General features: G+C 55.3%; 11 protein-coding genes. 9 read left to right on the top strand and 2 right to left on the bottom strand.

Features of this window, described 5'->3' with window-relative positions; translation table 11 throughout:
- Positions 1-92 precede the first annotated feature (92 nt).
- From KI367_RS18795 to KI367_RS18770, 6 genes are all read left to right on the top strand, one after another.
- Positions 93-584, top strand: a complete 492-nt coding sequence (locus KI367_RS18795; RefSeq protein WP_036713677.1) for an 8-oxo-dGTP diphosphatase — start codon at positions 93-95, stop codon at positions 582-584.
- 784 nt (positions 585-1,368) lie between these two features.
- Positions 1,369-1,890, top strand: coding sequence for a GNAT family N-acetyltransferase (locus tag KI367_RS18790; RefSeq protein WP_212951564.1), 522 nt, complete (start codon positions 1,369-1,371; stop codon positions 1,888-1,890).
- 439 nt (positions 1,891-2,329) lie between these two features.
- Entirely contained in the window at positions 2,330-4,492 is a 2,163-nt protein-coding gene (locus KI367_RS18785) for a glycosyl hydrolase family 18 protein (protein ID WP_212951557.1), read from the top strand.
- A gap of 345 nt (positions 4,493-4,837) precedes the next feature.
- A complete protein-coding gene (locus KI367_RS18780) occupies positions 4,838-5,596 on the top strand; it encodes a threonine/serine exporter family protein (RefSeq protein WP_246537094.1) in 759 nt (252 codons plus the stop codon).
- Positions 5,597-5,605: 9 nt separating this feature from the next.
- The gene (locus tag KI367_RS18775; protein ID WP_036710239.1) at positions 5,606-6,049 is read left to right on the top strand and encodes a threonine/serine exporter family protein; all 444 of its coding nucleotides are present in this window, start codon (positions 5,606-5,608) and stop codon (positions 6,047-6,049) included.
- An 84-nt stretch (positions 6,050-6,133) separates the two neighbouring features.
- The gene (locus KI367_RS18770; RefSeq protein WP_212951544.1) at positions 6,134-7,285 is read left to right on the top strand and encodes a glycerate kinase; all 1,152 of its coding nucleotides are present in this window, start codon (positions 6,134-6,136) and stop codon (positions 7,283-7,285) included.
- A 186-nt stretch (positions 7,286-7,471) separates the two neighbouring features.
- On the opposite strand, the gene KI367_RS18765 is transcribed toward KI367_RS18770, so the two are convergent.
- Together KI367_RS18765 and pepT are read right to left on the bottom strand one after the other, a co-directional pair.
- Positions 7,472-8,311 (bottom strand): class I SAM-dependent methyltransferase, encoded by an 840-nt coding sequence (locus tag KI367_RS18765; RefSeq protein ID WP_373316244.1) that lies wholly within the window; start codon positions 8,309-8,311, stop codon positions 7,472-7,474.
- Entirely contained in the window at positions 8,308-9,543 is a 1,236-nt protein-coding gene (gene pepT / locus KI367_RS18760; protein WP_212951542.1) for a peptidase T, read from the bottom strand. Before pepT ends, KI367_RS18765 begins: the two co-directional genes overlap by 4 nt.
- A gap of 196 nt (positions 9,544-9,739) precedes the next feature.
- Here pepT and KI367_RS18755 point away from each other — a divergent pair, with 196 nt between their 5' ends.
- The 3 genes from KI367_RS18755 (at position 9,740) to KI367_RS18745 (ending at position 17,504) form a co-directional block, all read left to right on the top strand.
- Complete coding sequence (locus tag KI367_RS18755) at positions 9,740-10,477, top strand: MerR family transcriptional regulator (protein ID WP_212951540.1); 738 nt, start codon at positions 9,740-9,742, stop codon at positions 10,475-10,477.
- Positions 10,478-10,631: 154 nt separating this feature from the next.
- Positions 10,632-11,261: a pyridoxamine 5'-phosphate oxidase family protein gene (locus tag KI367_RS18750; RefSeq protein ID WP_036710245.1), complete on the top strand. Its 630-nt coding sequence runs from the start codon at positions 10,632-10,634 to the stop codon at positions 11,259-11,261.
- Between the two features lie 132 nt (positions 11,262-11,393).
- Entirely contained in the window at positions 11,394-17,504 is a 6,111-nt protein-coding gene (locus KI367_RS18745; RefSeq protein ID WP_212951538.1) for an S-layer homology domain-containing protein, read from the top strand.
- The last annotated feature ends 42 nt before the right edge of the window (positions 17,505-17,546 follow it).

The raw sequence follows: 17,546 nt of genomic DNA, 5'->3' as shown, positions 1-17,546 counted from the left end.
GCTAGGTGGAACTTTCAACCTAAAGTTCTCCCAAAAATATGCTAGAATGGACATACAGATTCGATCATGTTAAACGAACCGGAGGAATCATCATGACGCAGATCACATCCGCTCCGGCGGTCGAGGTGGCTTTGTATACGATGTGTCTCGTCCAGGACGGCGACAAAGTGCTGCTGCTGAACCGCCCGAGCAAACGGGGATTTCCGGGCTATATCGGCCCCGGAGGCAAAGTGGAGTTTCCCGAAAGCTTGACGGAAGGCGCCATCCGCGAAGTGCGCGAAGAGACGGGATTGATCGTCAAAGACCTGGTCTATAAAGGGCTGGACGAATTCGTCGATCCCGCGACGAACTACAGGTACATGGTTTTTAATTATTTGGCGACTTCGTTCGAGGGGGAACTGCTCGAGAATCCGCCGGAAGGCGAACTGCTCTGGGTTCCGATCCAGGAAGCCACTTCGCTGCCGATGCAGGATTGGTTTAAGCGGCGTTTCCCGCTTTTTTTCGAGGAAGGCACTTTCGAAATATACGAAGTCTATGACATGGAAAACAAAAAGACGCTGAAGGAAAGCGTGAAAAAGCTTTGAAAGTTTTATTTACATGCTTTTCCTACGAGTTTGCGATTTCCCTCCTATAAGGGCTAAGACGCCAATCTATCAGATATCAAGATTTGAGCCTTGCCATTCATATCAAAGTTAGAATCGGGAGCGGCTTGAATCAGGCATGGCATCTAGCTCCGCGGCAATTTGCTCAAATCGGATGCTCTAGCATGAAATGCGCGAGTGGCTATAACAAATGATAGATTCTCTTCATAACATATATCAATCCTATGAGAAGGAGTTGATCATATGTTGGATGAGATTTTAGGAGAAGGCACGCGCGGCGAGGGTACTCGCGGCGAAGGCACTAGAGGCGACCGCACTCGCGGCACGCGTGGCGACCGTACCCGCGGCACTAGAGGCGACCGCACTCGCGGCACGCGTGGCGACCGTACCCGCGGCACTAGAGGCGACCGCACCCGCGGCACGCGTGGCGACCGTACTCGCGGCACTAGAGGCGACCGTACCCGCGGCACGCGCGGCGACCGGACAAGAGGACGCACTCGCGGCTCCCGTGGCAATCGCAGCCGGTAATGCTTCGGGCAAAGTATCGTAATCTTTGGGGATTCAGCATCTCCCCGGCTGCTGCCCTGAATTCCGGGTGCAGAGCTTCATGCTGGAACTGCCGATTCATCGTGAATCGGCAGTTTTTCTATTTGATGGGCATTTGAGTTCAAACGGTACATATTCACTTGATTTTCCTCCCCTCGCAAACTATATTCGAACTTAACCATTATTCATAAACTCATCTTGAAAAGAGGAAGGTGGAAGCATGAATTCCTGGATCATTAGAAACGCCGCCCCGAAGGACATTCCCGGCTTAGCGGACGTGCATTTGAACAGCTGGCTCTCGACCTATCGCGGGATCGTGCCGGATCATTACCTCGACAGCCTGAATCTCGACTCGAGGATCGAATTATGGACGCGAGTCTTCGCCTCGGACAACGGGTCGGCTACGTTGGTGCTGGAGAGCCCGTCCGGCCGGATAGCCGGTTTTATCAACGGGGGACCAAGCCGGGAAAAAGATCTGGATATCGAAGCGGAAGTCTATTCCCTTTACCTGCTTCAGGAAGCGCAAGGACGCGGATACGGCCGGGAACTGATGACGCGTATGATCGGTTATTTTCGAGATAAGGGATATCGCTCGATGCTGGTCTGGGTGCTGGAAGAAAATCCGAGCGTGAAGTTTTACGAAAAAATGGGCGGGCGGTTTCTCATGAAGAAACAGCTGCAGATCGGCGGAGAATACGTGCCGGAGCTGTGCCTGGCTTGGGATGATCTGGAATCGAACTGACGGGTCGTTCCCAACGGAGTTTGAAAAGGCATGCCATGGGGTCTATCGTACGGATAACTGTTTGAGATTTCCAAAACGCAGGATCTCGATCCTTCATGATGCGTCTGTTTGCTTGGACATGGTATTTTATTTAAAAAATGACTATAAATACTAAATTAAAGCTTGTTACTTACAAAAATTGGTATTAAAATGAAAACACAAAAGTAAACGAATTGGTTACAGGAGACAAAGGACAACTTCAACAGCTGTCCTTTTTGAAAGCTTGAAAATGAAAGCGTATTAATTTTGGTTTTGATTCGGCAACAACCATCGTCTCATCCATGAAAGGAGGTGAAAAGAGCAGTTTCCACTTCTAAAGCGAACGCGTGCATTCCGGCCGCATGCCCAAATCCGGAACCTGGCGTGGGGAGCGGAAATTGAAGCGAAGGAAGGATGAGAAATGGCAAAAAGGCAATGGGGAAAAGTGGCGCTTGCCGTTTGGTTCAGCCTGCTGCTTGCCTTGACCGGATGGGGACCGGGCGGAGCGGGCTTAGTGCAGGCGGCACCCGCCGATCAGGCCTACAAGGTTGTCGGTTATTTTACCAACTGGAGCATGTATGACCCCAATTTTCAAGTGGAGCATATCGATGCGTCGAAGCTTACCCACCTGAATTACGCTTTTGCGGACTTATGCTGGAACGGCAAACACGGCAACCCGTCAAACGATCCCGGAAATCCGAACCAAACAACGTGGAATTGCAGGGATGCCGGCGTTCCGACCCAAACGGGGAACGTGCCTAACGGCGCCATCGTGTTGGGCGATCCATGGGCGGACGTCAATCATAACGAAGGCGTGCCTTTGGAATGGGAGGACTGCGAAAAAGGCAAATGCGGCAATTTTTATAAGCTAAACAAGCTGAAGCAGTCGAATCCCAACCTGAAAACCCTTCTATCGGTCGGAGGTTGGACCTGGTCCAACCATTTTTCGGACGTGGCTGCCGATCCCGCTGCACGCTCCAATTTCGCCAATTCGGCGGTTCAAGTCATCCGTGCCTACGGATTCGACGGGATCGACATTGACTGGGAATACCCGGTGGAAGGCGGTTTGCCGGACAACAGCACCCTTCCGGAGGACAAGCATAATTTTACGCTGCTGCTGCAGGAAACGCGGGAAAAGCTGACAGCCGCGGGAGCCCAGGACGGACGCAGCTATTTGCTGACGATCGCGGGCCACGCCAATCCGTCTTACGCTTCGACGACCGAGTTGGACGCCATCGCGGAAATACTGGATTGGATCAATATCATGACCTACGATTTCCATGGCGACTGGGAACAAACCACGAATCACAACGCCAGCCTTTATTCTGACCCGAACGATCCGGATACTGCCAATAAGTTCAGCGCGGACATGGCCATAAACGCTTATTTAAATGCCGGAGTGCCGGCTTCCAAAATCGTCATGGGTATTCCGTTGTACGGGCGGGGATGGAAAAATTGCGCGCCCGGTCCCCGTGGCGACGGACTCTACCAAGCTTGCACGCCGGATTATAACGGCAGCGTCGTTCCCAATGGGACCTGGGACAATTACGAGTCCGGACCGACGGGGATGTTCGATTACGGCGACTTGGCAGCCGCGTACGTGAACAAAAACGGCTTTACCCGGTATTGGAGCCAGACCAGTCAAGTGCCGTACCTTTACAATCCTTCCTCCAAGATTTTTATCAGCTACGAAGATCCGCAGTCGATTGCCGCAAAAGCCGCCTATATCAAAAACCGTTCTTTGGGCGGCGCGATGATTTGGGAGTTAAGCGAAGACTGCCGGACAAGCCCAAAATTCGCCTGCACAGGCACGAAACTGCTCGATCAGCTCTCCTCGGATTTACGATCGGATTCGACTCGGCCCGATACGACCGCGCCTACGACTCCTTCGCATTTGAAATCACCTTCACAAACGGCCAACTCCATTTCCCTGCAATGGGATGCTTCAATTGACGACGTTGGCGTCGTCGGGTATGACGTTTACCGGGACCAGACTCTGTTAGCACGCGTCTCGGGAACGGCTTATACGGTTTCGGGACTTGAGCCGCAAACGTCCTATACCTTTACGGTAAGAGCTGCGGATGCAGCAGGCAACGTATCGAACCCGAGCAGCCCGCTTACCGTATCCACGCTTGCTCAAGGGACCGATCCCCGGCCTCCGGCAGCTCCGGCCAATCTGAGGGTAACGGCACATTCGGATACGACCGTGTCGCTTCAGTGGGAGCCGTCTGCCGATCACGCTGCCGTTACCGCATACAAAATCTATCAAGGGGATGCGCTCGCAGACACGGTACCCGCGTCTTCCAACAGCTATACCGTCAACGGCCTGACGCCTGAAACCGAATATACCTTTTCGGTAAAAGCCAGGGATGCAGCCGGAAACCTTTCACCTGCCAGCAATGCCGTTCGCGTGACCACGGATGCTTCCGCCCCCGGAACGGTCCCCGTATGGTCGCCGAATACGGCGTATAACGTCGGCGCCGAGGTGAGCTACGGCGGGACGGTCTATCAATGCCGGATTGCGCATACCTCGCTTCCAGGATGGGAACCGCCGAACGTGCCTGCGTTATGGCTGAAAAAATAAAACAAACGTTCCGGCATTATGGAGGCTGCAAGCCTAAAAACATAAAGTTTTGTTGTTAGGAATGGCCTAACGGGGTAACGGAGCGAAAAACGAACAGCCGGTTCATTCGGAAGATCTTTCCGACGGACCGGCTTTCCGGCATTCCATGGATGATTAAAACGATATGCTGATTGCCGTTTTATCGCTCCTCGCCCGAAGGTGGGCGGTACCGAATTTCTCCAAAATGCCGAATATTCATGAAAAGCAGGCCGGAAACGCCGGAATCCCCATGCTTTTATTCGAAAAAGGCATTATACTGTAGGTAAATTCTTCAATTCCATTTACAGGACGCGAAAGGAGCAAGCTTTGGAGGATTCATTGCGCGAAGAACGCGAAATCATGAAAGTTTGCCTGCTTGCCGGGCAGATCATGCTGCAAAGCGGAGCGGAAACGTACCGGGTCGAAGACACGATGATGCGGATCGCCTCATCTTACGGGATCGACCATACGCACAGTTATATGACGCCGACAGGCATCATTTTTTCGCTGGAAGACCCGCAGCCGATGACGCGGCTGAACCGGATCACGGAGCGGACAACCAATCTGTATAAAATCGACCGGGTCAACACGTTGTCCCGCAAGATCAGCCAAGGAGGGATGACCATCGGCGAAGCCTACCGGGAACTGCAGGAAATCGACCGCACGCGGGCCATTTACCCGTTATGGCTGAACGTGCTCATGGCCGCCTTGGCCAGCGGCTGTTTCCTGATCATGTTCCAGGGCACGTGGTCCGATTTCATCCCCGCCATGTTGGCCGGGGGCATCGGATACTACTGCTCGGTGCTGCTGCACCGGTTGATCCCGGTCAAGTTTTTCGCCGAGTTTTCGGGCGCGTCGATGATCGGGTTATGCGCGGTGCTTTTCGTCAAATACGGATTCGGGCAGGCGCGGGACATCATCGTGATCAGCTCCGTCATGCCGCTCGTTCCCGGTCTGTTGATTACGAACGCGATCCGGGATTTGATGGCGGGCCATCTCGTTTCGGGCTTGTCCAAAGGCGCCGAAGCGTTCATTACATCCTTTGCCATCGGCGCGGGAATCGCGTTTATGCTGTCGTTTCAGTAGGGGGTCATGATGTATTATATCGAACAAACCGTCACGAGCTTCATCGCATCCGCCGCATTCGGCATGATTTTTAACGCCCCCAGAAAAGCGCTTTGGCAGTGCGGGCTGGCGGGCATGGTGGGGTGGGTGCTGTACATATGGCTCCAGGATATCGGCATCCAAAAACTTGCGGCAACGGTCGTCGCCGCTTACTGCGTCACGATGATCAGCTACTTTTTTGCGAAAAAATACCGGAAACCGATCATCGTTTTCAGCGTGTCGGGCATTATTCCGCTCGTTCCCGGCGGATTGGCGTATGACGCGATGCGAAGCGCGGTCGAAAACCAATACGACCAGGCGGTGCAGTCGGGAGCGGTCGCATTCATGATGTCCGGCGCGATTGCGCTTGGCCTGCTGCTGTCCGAGGTGACCAACCAGGTCATCCGGAAGATCCGTGCTAACAAATCGTCATGAAACCGCGGAAGATCTTGTTCTGGAGAGGCTTTGGGCATGGCATGCTCGATGCCATATGAGTTAGAAACGGGAGGAGGACGCCAAATGAACGATGTGAAGGCGATCGTGCTTGCGCCGGATTCTTTTAAGGAAAGCATGACTGCCAAGCAGGCTTGCGCGGCGATGGAGCGCGGAATCCGGCGCGTGAACCCGGGCGTGCGCTGTTTTCATGTCCCCATGGCCGACGGCGGGGAAGGTACCACGCAGTCCATCGTGGATGCGACGGGAGGGACGCTGTATCCGCTCCAGGTCCAAGGACCGTTAGGCCGTGAAGTGGAGGCCTATTACGGGATTTCCGGCGACGGGAAAACCGGCGTGCTGGAGATGGCGAGCGCCAGCGGCATCGGCCTGATTCATGAATCGGAGAGAAATCCGCTGCTGACGACGACCTATGGGACCGGACAGCTCATTCAAGCTGCGCTGGATCATGGGATCGACAACCTGCTGATCGGAATCGGAGGCAGCGCAACCAATGACGGCGGAGCGGGGATGCTTCAAGCGCTCGGCGGCAGGCTGCTCGACGAAGCCGGGCTGCCGCTTGGGCCCGGAGGAGGGGAGCTGCATAAGCTGGCCCGCATCGATCTAAGCGGACTCGATCCAAGAATCGGGAAGGTGAAGATCCGGGTGGCTTGCGACGTGACGAATCCGCTGTGCGGCCCGGAAGGCGCGTCCCATGTGTTTGGTCCGCAAAAAGGTGCGACGCCCGAGGCGGCAGCCATGCTGGATGGGAATTTGAGGCATTATGCCGACGTCATCCGCCGGGAGCTGGGCCAAGATATCGCGGATGTGCCCGGCGCGGGGGCCGCGGGCGGCTTGGGCGCCGGACTGATGGTGTTTTTGAACGGAAAGCTGGAAAAAGGCATTGAACTGGTCGCCCGGCTGACGGGACTCGAGGAGAAAGTCAAAATGGCGGACATGGTCTGGACGGGGGAAGGCAGCATCGACGGCCAGACCCGGTTCGGCAAAACGCCCGCCGGCGTGGCGAAAGTGGCCGCAAAACATCATAAACCCGTCATCGCGTTTGCCGGCCGGATCGGCGAAGGCATCGACGGACTGTACGAACAAGGAATCGGAGCCGTATTCGGCATACTTTCCGGCGCGTGTGATCTTCAGGCGGCGCTGCGCCAGGGAGAGGACAATTTGGAGCGCGCGGCTGAAAACGTCATGCGGCTCATCATGCTGCAGAGGCAGGTGTAGCCGGTGCGGGGCGGCGTGCCGGGCAGCCGCCTCACAGGCGAACGTCGCGCATTACGCCTAAAGTGCTCCGCTTGAAGCAGCTCCGTTCCAGTTCCCGCTCATGCAAAAAAGGCGAAAGCAAGATGCAAGGATCTTGTTTTTCGCCTTTTTGTCATTGCCCGATGGGCGAAACCGGCCCGCCCCCGACTATTTTATGCCGATTCTCATTCTGTAGCTGAACAGCGTCTCCAGCGTACGATCCTGGAAATATTCCTTCACGAGCGCTTGGAAACGCTCCAACTCGTCATCCAAATCGGTAAAACCTAGCTTGATGACGGTTTGAAGCCCTCCTTGGCTCAGTGCAAGGCCGATGTACCGCTTGCTGTCGCATGTTTCGCGGTTATGGAACACGATTTCCCGCGCGTAACGGAAATGGCCGCTTTGCTGAATGCAGGCCAGATGCGATTCCTTGTCCCGTTTATACGCCTGGTCCTGCTTATTCTGGCGTTCCTTCAGCAGTTGGTCGGCTTTGTTCAAAAGTTCCATGTACGCTTGTTCCGCCTCCCAGGAAGCGGAAGGCGGCCAGTCGCAATCGTAAGCGGCAAAAATGCCGCCCGGCTTCAGCACCCTGGCTGCTTCCGCAAGCGTGCTGACGGGCTCCATCCAATGGAAGGATTGGGAGCAGGTGATCAAATCCGCGGAATCGTCCGGAAATTCCAGCTTGTTGGAGTACCCGCTCAAGAATCGGATCCTGCCTGCGTCAGCGTCTTCGGCCTGCAGCGCGCGCAGCTTTTCTTCCGCCTTGCTGCGCATATCGTCGTTCGGCTCGATGCCGACGATCGTTTCCGCATCGTTTTTCCATGCGAAAGTGGACAGCCCGGTGCCGCAGCCGACATCGAGAACGAGGCGGGGCTTATGCCGCAAATATCCCGTCAGGATCCGGACGGCTTCGCGCGGCGCGCGAGGCCGGTGCTGGTCATACAAATCCTTGTAGCCGGAGAAACGGTCGACATTGCTTTGACGGTTGCCTTCGGGGATCTGCATCATGCGCCGCGACGTTCAAAGCGTTGAACGATTTCCACGATCACGCGAACCGCTTTGAGCATGTTGTCCACCGAAATGTATTCGAATTTCCCGTGGTAGTTTTCGCCGCCCGTAAAAATGTTCGGCGTCGGCAGCCCCATGTAGGACAGCTGCGAGCCGTCCGTGCCGCCGCGGATCGGTTTCACGATCGGTTTGATGCCCAGGCTTTCCATGGCTTCATAAGCGACGTCGACGATTTCTTTGACGGGTTCGATTTTTTCTTTCATGTTGTAATACTGGTCGCGCATCTCCAGCACGATCCGTTCTTCGCCGTATTTCTCCTGCAGCTGCTTCACGATCCGCTTCAGGTTTTCCTTTTTGTTTTCGAATTCCGTGCGGTCAAAATCGCGGATGATATATTCCATTTTCGTGCGCTCGGTATCGCCGTTTTGGCTCAGCAGGTGATAGAAGCCTTCATATCCTTCCGTATGCTCGGGAGCTTGCTCGGCCGGAAGCATGCCGTTCAGCTCCATGGCGATTTTGATCGAGTTGACCATTTTGTTTTTGGCCGTGCCGGGATGGACGTTGGTGCCTTTGATCGTAATGCTCGCTTTGGCGGCGTTGAAGCTTTCGTATTCCAGCTCGCCGAGCGGGCCGCCGTCCATGGTGTAGGCAAAATCCGCCCCAAACGCTTTGACGTCGAATTTTTCGGGACCCCTGCCGATTTCCTCGTCAGGCGTGAACGCCACCCTGATTTTGCCGTGTTTGATCTCGGGATGTTGGATCAGGTAAGCCATGGCGGTCATGATTTCGGCAATGCCTGCTTTGTCGTCGGCCCCGAGGAGGGTGGTTCCGTCCGTCGTAATTAATGTATGTCCCTTATAGGCGGGCAGCTCGGGAAATTGCTTCGGCGACAGCACGACGTTCAGCTCGGAATTCAGGACGATGTCGCCGCCGTCGTAATTTTCGATCGTTTGCGGGTTCACGCCGGCCCCCGTGAAGTCGGTAGCGGTGTCGACATGCGCCAAAAAACCGATCGTCGGCACGTCGCGGTCCGTATTGGAAGGCAGCGTCGCCATGACGTAACCGTTGTCGTCCATGGTCACCTCCTGCATCCCGATGCTTTTCAGCTCATCGACCAGCATGCGGGCGAGGTTCAATTGACCCGGCGTGGAAGGACAAGTCGGACTTTCCTCGTTCGATTGCGTTTCCACTTTGGCATAGGAAATAAAACGTTCCATGATTTCCTGTTTCACATTCGTCAGCTCCTTTTTTATTGTCGGGGATGCTTGGAAACTCCTCCGTCGAATGAAACATCATATGTATGGTGCGATTCCTTTCTATGATATCATGGACAGGCCATAAAATCACAGAGAGGCGGAGCGGACGTTTTGTTTGTTGACCCTCACGTTACGTTATTCTTTATAGTGAACAAAAAGGAGGAGAACATCCATGATGGTTAAGGAAGTCGCCGAACTGGCAGGGATCAGCGTACGCACCCTTCACCACTATGACGAAATCGGATTGCTGCATCCGAGCCGAACGACGGAAGCCGGTTACCGGGTATATACCGACGAGGATTTGGCGAAGCTTCAACAAATTTTGTTCTTTCGGGAGCTGGGCTTCCCGCTGAAGGAAATCCGCGAGATTGTGAGCCGCCCGGATTTTAACCGGATGGAGGCGATGGAGCTTCACCACAAGCTCCTGCTGGAAAAGCGGTCCCGGCTGGAGCGGATGATCGAAACCCTGGAGAAAACGATGAAACACGAAAAGGGAGAGATCGACATGTCGAATCGGGAAAAATTTGCGGGGTTTGACTTCAGCACCAACCCGTATGAACAAGAAGCGAGAAAACGCTGGGGGGATCAGGCGGTGGATGCATCCAAGGCCAAGCTCGGCAGCCTTTCCGGGGATGAACAAAAACAGCTGAAAGAGGGCATGAACGCCATCTACCGCAAGCTTGCGGATCTGCGGCATACGTCCCCGGCATCCGATGAAGCGCAGGAGGCGATCGGCGAATGGTACAAGTTCCTGAACCGGATGGGCAGCTATTCGCTGGAAGCGTTCAAAGGGCTTGGACAAATGTACGTAGACGATGAACGTTTTACGCGAAACATCGACCGGTTCGGCGAAGGGCTTGCCGCCTTCATGCGGGACGCCATGAGCGAATACGCGGATCGTCGAAAATAGAGGCACCCAAACAAAAGCCGGAGCTTTCTCCGGTTTTTTTGCCGTTCGCCGGGCGTTTTTTATATCGGATGCATTTTCGTAAAGCACCTGTTTTTTCTTTTTAGTCAATGAGCGGCACCCGCTGCTTTATAATAAATCCGGAGGTGTGTTTACATTGGAAAAGTTTCAGCATGTCATTCGCTCCGTAGAGGAGCTCGAACAGCTTGCGGGCAAACCCCGGGAACTCGTTAACCAAAAGATCGTCGCTTCGCTTGACCGCCACTGCAGGCATTTCATTTCGTTGTCTCCGCTCGTTTTTGTCGCCACCAGCGGCGCGGACGGTTCATGCGACTGTTCGCCGCGGGGCGATGCTCCCGGTTTTGCATACATCCTGGACGAACATCATTTGATTCTGCCGGAACGTCCGGGCAACCGAAGATACGACTCGCTCCGCAATCTGTTGGAAAATCCGCGCATCGGGCTCATTTTCGTCATCCCCGGCTTGGAGGAGACGCTGCGCGTCAACGGCAAGGCCTGCATCGTCCGCGATCCGGATTTGATGGAGCGGATGTCCGCGCACGGCAAAACTCCCGCCGCAGGCATCGCGGTCGAAGTGGAAGAGTGCTACATCCATTGCGCGAAAGCGTTCAAAAGATCCCGGCTGTGGCAAACGGATGCTTGGCCCGAGGCGGAATCGCTTCCCGATCCGGCGGCCATCATCGCCGCCCACGCCGGCAAGCTGAGGTTGTCCACGGAAGAGGTACGGGCATCGTTGGCCGAAAGCTACGAAAAACGGCTTTATTAGATATATTCCTGTGTTAACGTTTGTTTAACCAGATTAACCACCGCTTTACGCTGCCGTAATATCCGGCTAACACAACCTTCATACAATGGACTTGTTGGGTCAAATACGTTGATGAAGGAGTTGCAGGCTGCATTGAACAGGAAAAAGAAGCTTGGACGGAGCGTTTCGATCGCCGTGCTAAGCGGAATGATGCTGACGACCGGAACGCCCGGGATTTTGACGACCGCCGCTGCGCATGCCGAGCCGATCCCGGCCGTGCAGGAGGGACAACAGAGTCAGGCTGAACAACCGGGCGGGATTCGTCTGGAGCATACGCCGGCGGCATCGGTGCCGGAGAAGACGAATTATACGGTGACCGCCGTCGTCTACGGCGCAGATCAACCATGGAGCGGGCAAATCCGTTATGCGGTGGACGGCCAACCCTTTGCTCCGGTCGAACTGAAACCGGCGGGGCAGCAGCCGGATACATACATCGGAGACATTCCGGGCGAGGCGCTGATCGGGCGCCGATTGGACTATTCGATCAACATTTTGGACTCCGGGGCAAATGTGATTCGGACGGTTTCGTATTCCGCGGCCATTCAAGCCGCTCAGCCGAAGGAGCTCGCGGCATCGGCCGCTGCGCCGGCGCTGCTGATCACGGAAATGGTGCCGGATACGGCCAACCTGCCGGGAACGAGCACGGACGCTTACGAATTCGTGGAGGTATACAACAACACGGATCAGGACGTGAACTTCAAGGATTATTCGTTTTTTTACAATAATAGCGAGCCATGGACGCCCGATCCGGGAACCGACATCATCATCCCGGCCCGCCAGCCGGTCGTGTTTTGGATCATGAACGGCAAAAACGCCCAGGAAACGGCGGATCAGTTCAACGCCAATTTCGGAACGAACCTGGTTGAAGGCGTCAACCTGTTCCGAATTCAGGGCGGCGGCGGGATGGCGAACAAAGACGCCAGAACGCTGGCGATCAAAAGCAGCAGCGGCGACACGATCGTATCGGCTGCTTACGAAGCGCAGCATGTCCAGCCCAATATGGGGATCTTTTTCAAACATCCGGTTGCCGGCAGCACGCTGATGACCGTAACGGAGGAATCGGGGAAAACGGCGGCTACGCCGGGGACGATCGATCCTTCGCAAGCGGTGCCTCCGGTTATTGAAGAAGGAAAACAAACGGTAATCACTCATGTACCGGCCGACGTTGTGGATGCCGCGGATTACGAAGTCAAAGCCCGCGTGCAAAACCCGGGCACGAATGCGGATGGTTCCAAAGCTGCCGTAAAGCTGCTTTACAAAACGCCGTCCCAGGCGAGATACACCGTGACGACGATGACTGACTCCGGCAATACGGGGGATTACACGGCGACGATTCCTGCGGCCGCGCTGGCCGAGCCGACGCTGCAGTACCGCATTCAAGCGGGCCAGCTCGACAAACCTTACGCGACCCAAGTCCGCATGGAGCCTTTTCATCCGGCCAAGGCGCCCGTGCTGCTCGTGACCGAGCTGGTGCCGAACACGGCCAACGTACCGGGCACTTCGACGGACGCGTACGAATACATCGAGGTGTACAACAACTCCGATCAGCCGGTAAATTTCAAAAATTACAAAATATATTACCGGTATCCGGACAAAGGACCGGGAGCCGACGTGGAGTGGTCGTCCGTAAATCCGGATTTTAAGATTCAACCGCAGCAGTCCGTCGTTTTTTGGATCAAAAACAGCGCCAATACGGCATACACGGAACATGATTTTAATCAATTTTACAAAACGAACCTGATTCCGGGGGAAACGCTGCAGACGATCCAAAGCGACGGGATGGCTAACTCCGGCAGACGGGCGGTCGTGATCAAAACGAATACCGGCAAGGAAGTTTCAGCCGCCTATTACGACGCGGATCTGATGTATGAAGGCGGGACGAAAGGCGATGAAACGAAAGAAAACAAGGCGATTGTTTTCGGCTACCCGGTGAACGGCAGCGCGGTCATGATCAAAGCCGCATCGGGCCAGGACGCGCCTTCGCCCGGTTCCGTGACGGCAGCGCAGGTTCCCGCCGAGCCGGTTCATGTCGAAGCCGACACGGTCCCGCCGACGGTAACGGACGTCACGGGCGTAACGGAGGCAGATCAGTCCAAAGGGCTTGAGATCAAAGCAGACGTCAAGGACGATCATGAGGTGACCTCGTTCGAAGTGTTTGTTCGTTCGGACAAGCAGCCGAATTTTACGGGGCATCGCCTGACGGAAGATTTTAACGATATGCTTTACCGCTATAAGCTGAGTTCGGCCGAATTGATCGGACGGAAATACATCGAATATTATTTCGTCGCGTCCGACGGGGTGAACGAAACGAAATCGGCGATCGCGAAAGTGGACGTTGCCGGAGGCGTAAGCGATGCCCCGCTCCGCTTGAACGTGAAGGACCAGGAAATTTTGAAAGGCGTCCGTACGATCAAAGGAACCGCGGAAGCCGGTAAAGCCGCAGACGTCGAGTTAAGCATCGACGGGACCAAAGTGCCCGACGGCAGCACGTTTGGCGGGCTTGAGCATGACGCTTATTTCGTTTTCGATGCCGTCAACGTCGATTATTATTTCAAAAACGCGGTGACGATGGGGCCGCCGGAGCTGGAAGACAAGTCGATCCTGTATACCTTCATGGATCCGATCACGTCTTATACGACGCTGTCTTTCCCGATCAGCGCGGACCGTTTGGCGGCGGGCGATAACGTCATCTACATCCGGGCCGGCTCCAAAACATCGCCGTTCGATAAACGTCCGGAAGAAAACAAAGACGATTTCGAAATCAAAAACGTCCGGCTGCTGCTGGCCGACGGCACCGAAATTTGGGATCCTGCCTATGCCGAAAAGGAAAAGCAGATCAAGATGGGGGATTCCGCAGGCAAAAGCGAATCGATCGGGTTTCACTTCGACCTGAAGCCGGAACATCTGAAAGCCAAGGCATACGCTTGGGATACGTCGACCGTGCCGGACGGCGCTCACCGGGTGACCGTTTCGGACGGCAAGGAACAAATCACGTCGAACGTCATCGTGGACAATACCGCTCCGACCATCCGGCCGACGGTGGAAGAAGGCAAGGAGTACCGCGGGGAATTCGTCATCGACGCCGAGATCAAAGACGCCCTGGCAGGCGTGGACAAGGTGACGGTAAATCTGGACGGCAAACCGGTCGAGCTTCCGTACCGCACCTCTTCGGGAGCGATGAAGGGCGGAACCCATACGCTGTCCATTCAGGCGGCGGACAAAGCCGGAAACATTTCCGAAAAGACCGTCAACTTTAACGTGCCGGACGAAAATCCGCTTCCGCCGCAGCTCGTCAGCCCTAAGCAGGGGCAAACCGACGTCGGCGCCGAAGCCAACCTGACCGTCAAGGTGCAGGATCCGAACCAGGATCCAATGAACGTGACGTTTTATAAGGGGTTCAAATATGACGGCAGCCGCGTGGAAGGATTCACCGGGTACATGAACGCGTCCGTAACCGAACCTCCCAAAGAGATGGCCCCTGCCGGGGAAAAAGCCATGAACGCGGAGGATTACGAAAAAATCGGCGCATTGGACGGAAAATATCTCGTGAACGATTCTGTGGAACAGTTTCCTTACCAGCGCTTTGAGGTGAAGCTGGATCCTTCGGTCAAAGGCACCGACCGCGTAGAAATCAACTGGAAAGGGAAATCGCTCGCAGGCCGTAAGGTAAGCTTATATGCTTGGAGCCCGACGCAAGGGAAATGGGTTCAGCTGGATCAGGTTATAGCCGGCAAGGATGATTTCGAGCTGAATGCGGTCGTGCAAGCCGGCGAATACGCCAACGGCCAGGCCATCGACGTATTGGTGCAGGATGAAATCGCCGTTCAGGCCGCAGCCGGCGGCAGCAAGCCGGAGCCGGAATCCCAGGATCCGTACGATTTTTCGTTCGTCTGGATGTCCGATACCCAGTATTACTCCCAAAGCTATCCGCAGATTTACCAAAAAATCGTCAACTGGATCGTCGACCAAAAGGACAAAATGAACATCAAATACGTGATCCATACGGGCGATGTGGTCGATAAATCGTATCAGGAATATCAGTGGATCGAAGCGGACAAAGACATGAAGGTGCTTGAAGACGCCCGCATTCCGTACGGCGTGCTGGCAGGGAACCATGACGTCGATCACCAAAACAACGATTATACGAAGTTCAAGCAATATTTCGGCGAAGACCGCTTTAAAGACAACCAGGTGTTCGGCGGATCGTACGACAACAACCGCGGCCACTACGATTTGGTGTCTTCGAACGGGAACGACTTCATCATCGTGTATATGGGCTGGGGACTCGGCGACAAGGAGATCGAATGGATGAACGAGGTCGTCTCCAAATATCCGGAACGCAAAGCGATTTTGTGCCTGCATGAATACCTTCTCGTGTCGAACAACCGGGCACCGATCGCCGACCAGATTTTCGAAAAGGTCGTGAAGCCCAACAAAAACGTGATCGCGGCGTTGTCCGGCCACTATCACGATGCGGAACTGAAGGTCGATCAGCTGGACGATAACGGCGACGGCATTCCGGATCGCAGCGTGTACCAGATGCTTGCCGATTATCAAGGGGCGCCCGAAGGCGGACTCGGGTATATCCGTCTCATGCAGTTCGACATGAAAAACAACAAGCTGCATATCAAGACGTATTCCCCTTATTTGGACGATTATAATTACTACGATCCGGAAACGGATAAGGGCAAAGACGAATTCAGCCTGGATCTCGGGCTTGAGCCGGCCGCCAAACGGGTGGCTACGGACTACTTCGGCGTAAAAGTTTACACCGACCAGCAAATCGGCGCCCAACCGAACGTTCCAAGCGGTACCGAAACATCGGTATCCTGGAAAGGCTTGCCTTCGAACAGCTATCAGCAATGGTACGCCAAAGCGGAAGACGGGCATAGCGGCAGCGTGCTGTCGGATATTTGGGGCTTCGATACAGGAGCAGCCACCGGCGTACCGCATCCGCCGGGAGGCGGAGGAAACAGCGGCGGACCAGGAAACGCCGGCGGAAACCAAGGAACCCATCCGGGAGGTTCCGGCCCGGCAAAACCGCCGGTTGCCGAAACCGGACGCGGACATCTCGCGATAAAACCGTCTTCGGACGGAGCGTACCGGGCCGATGAGCAGGCGCTGGAAAAAGCGGTCGCCACGGCCGACAACGGAAAGGTCATCGTAGAATTGAACGGAAGCGCCGATGGGGACGGGGAATCCGCCTTGTACCTCCCTGCAGGGCCGGTGAAAAAAGCCAAAGACGGCGGGCTGTCGATCATCGTTTCCGCGCCGGGATTCACGGTAACGATGCCTGCCGCCTCGATTCCGGAACGGCTCGAAGCAGCCGACCAACTGGTGCTTCGCCTGGATACCGCGATGAACGACGGCATCAAGCAAAAGCTGGGAGCAAGCTTGAATGCTTCCAAGGATTACGTGCATGCCGGCCTCGTTTATTCACTGCGCCTGATCCTGGTCAAAGGACAAACCGAAACGGAAATTGCCGTTTTCGGCGGTCCGATCACGATCGAAAGAAGTTTGACGGCCGAGCAGCAAAAACAGCTTCAAAGCGATTACGCGGGCGTGTACCTGCTTGGCAGGGAGCCCGTGTATAAAGGCGGCAGCTTCCGCGGCGGCACCGTCTCGTTTGCGGCCGATGCGCCAGGCGCGTATGCGGTTTTGGAATACCGCAAGCAGTTTGAGGACGTTAAAGGTTATTGGGCGGAGGAATACGTTGCGAAATTGGCGGCCAAACATCTGGTCCAGGGCGTGGATGCGAATCACTACCAGCCGGGCCGGCAGGTGAGCCGGGCGGATTTCATCACCCTCGTCATGCGCGGAGCGGGCCAACATGCGTCCGATACGCAGCCATCGTTTACGGATGTGCCTGCGGACGCGTATTATGCCGCCGCGATCGCCCAGGCGTCCAAGCTGGGCATCGTTCAAGGAAGCGGAGGGAATTTCCGGCCTCAGGCTCCGATCAGCCGCGAGGAAGCCGCCGTTATTCTGGCGAAGGCAAGCGGGCTGTACGGCAAAATGCAGGGCGGATCAGCAAAAGCGAATTTTGCGGATCTTGATCAGGTGTCGACCTGGGCCCAAGAAGCCGTCGAACGGGTGAACGAGCTTGGTTTGATGACAGGCAAAGGTAATCTCCGCTTTGATCCGAAAGGGAACGTGACCCGGGCGGAAATGGCCAAAATGGTATATATGCTGTTGAACCACTGACACGTACGCCTTTCATAACAGGCATGAACGGATGGAACAAAA

Origin of the sequence: Paenibacillus cookii, from assembly GCF_018333375.1 — a bacterium.
GTDB lineage: Bacteria > Bacillota > Bacilli > Paenibacillales > Paenibacillaceae > Paenibacillus_AQ > Paenibacillus_AQ cookii.
Note: the sequence above shows the minus strand (reverse complement) of the source record. Positions and strands in the feature narration are given on the sequence as shown.

Excerpts from the sequence above, each read along its gene's own strand:
- KI367_RS18795 (WP_036713677.1), top strand. The coding sequence starts at position 93 with ATGACGCAGATCACATCCGCTCCGGCGGTCGAGGTGGCTTTGTATACG.
- KI367_RS18790 (WP_212951564.1), top strand. The coding sequence starts at position 1,369 with ATGAATTCCTGGATCATTAGAAACGCCGCCCCGAAGGACATTCCCGGC.
- KI367_RS18785 (WP_212951557.1), top strand. The coding sequence starts at position 2,330 with ATGGCAAAAAGGCAATGGGGAAAAGTGGCGCTTGCCGTTTGGTTCAGC.
- KI367_RS18775 (WP_036710239.1), top strand. The coding sequence starts at position 5,606 with ATGTATTATATCGAACAAACCGTCACGAGCTTCATCGCATCCGCCGCA.
- KI367_RS18770 (WP_212951544.1), top strand. The coding sequence starts at position 6,134 with ATGAACGATGTGAAGGCGATCGTGCTTGCGCCGGATTCTTTTAAGGAA.
- KI367_RS18765 (WP_373316244.1), bottom strand. The coding sequence starts at position 8,311 with ATGATGCAGATCCCCGAAGGCAACCGTCAAAGCAATGTCGACCGTTTC.
- KI367_RS18755 (WP_212951540.1), top strand. The coding sequence starts at position 9,740 with ATGATGGTTAAGGAAGTCGCCGAACTGGCAGGGATCAGCGTACGCACC.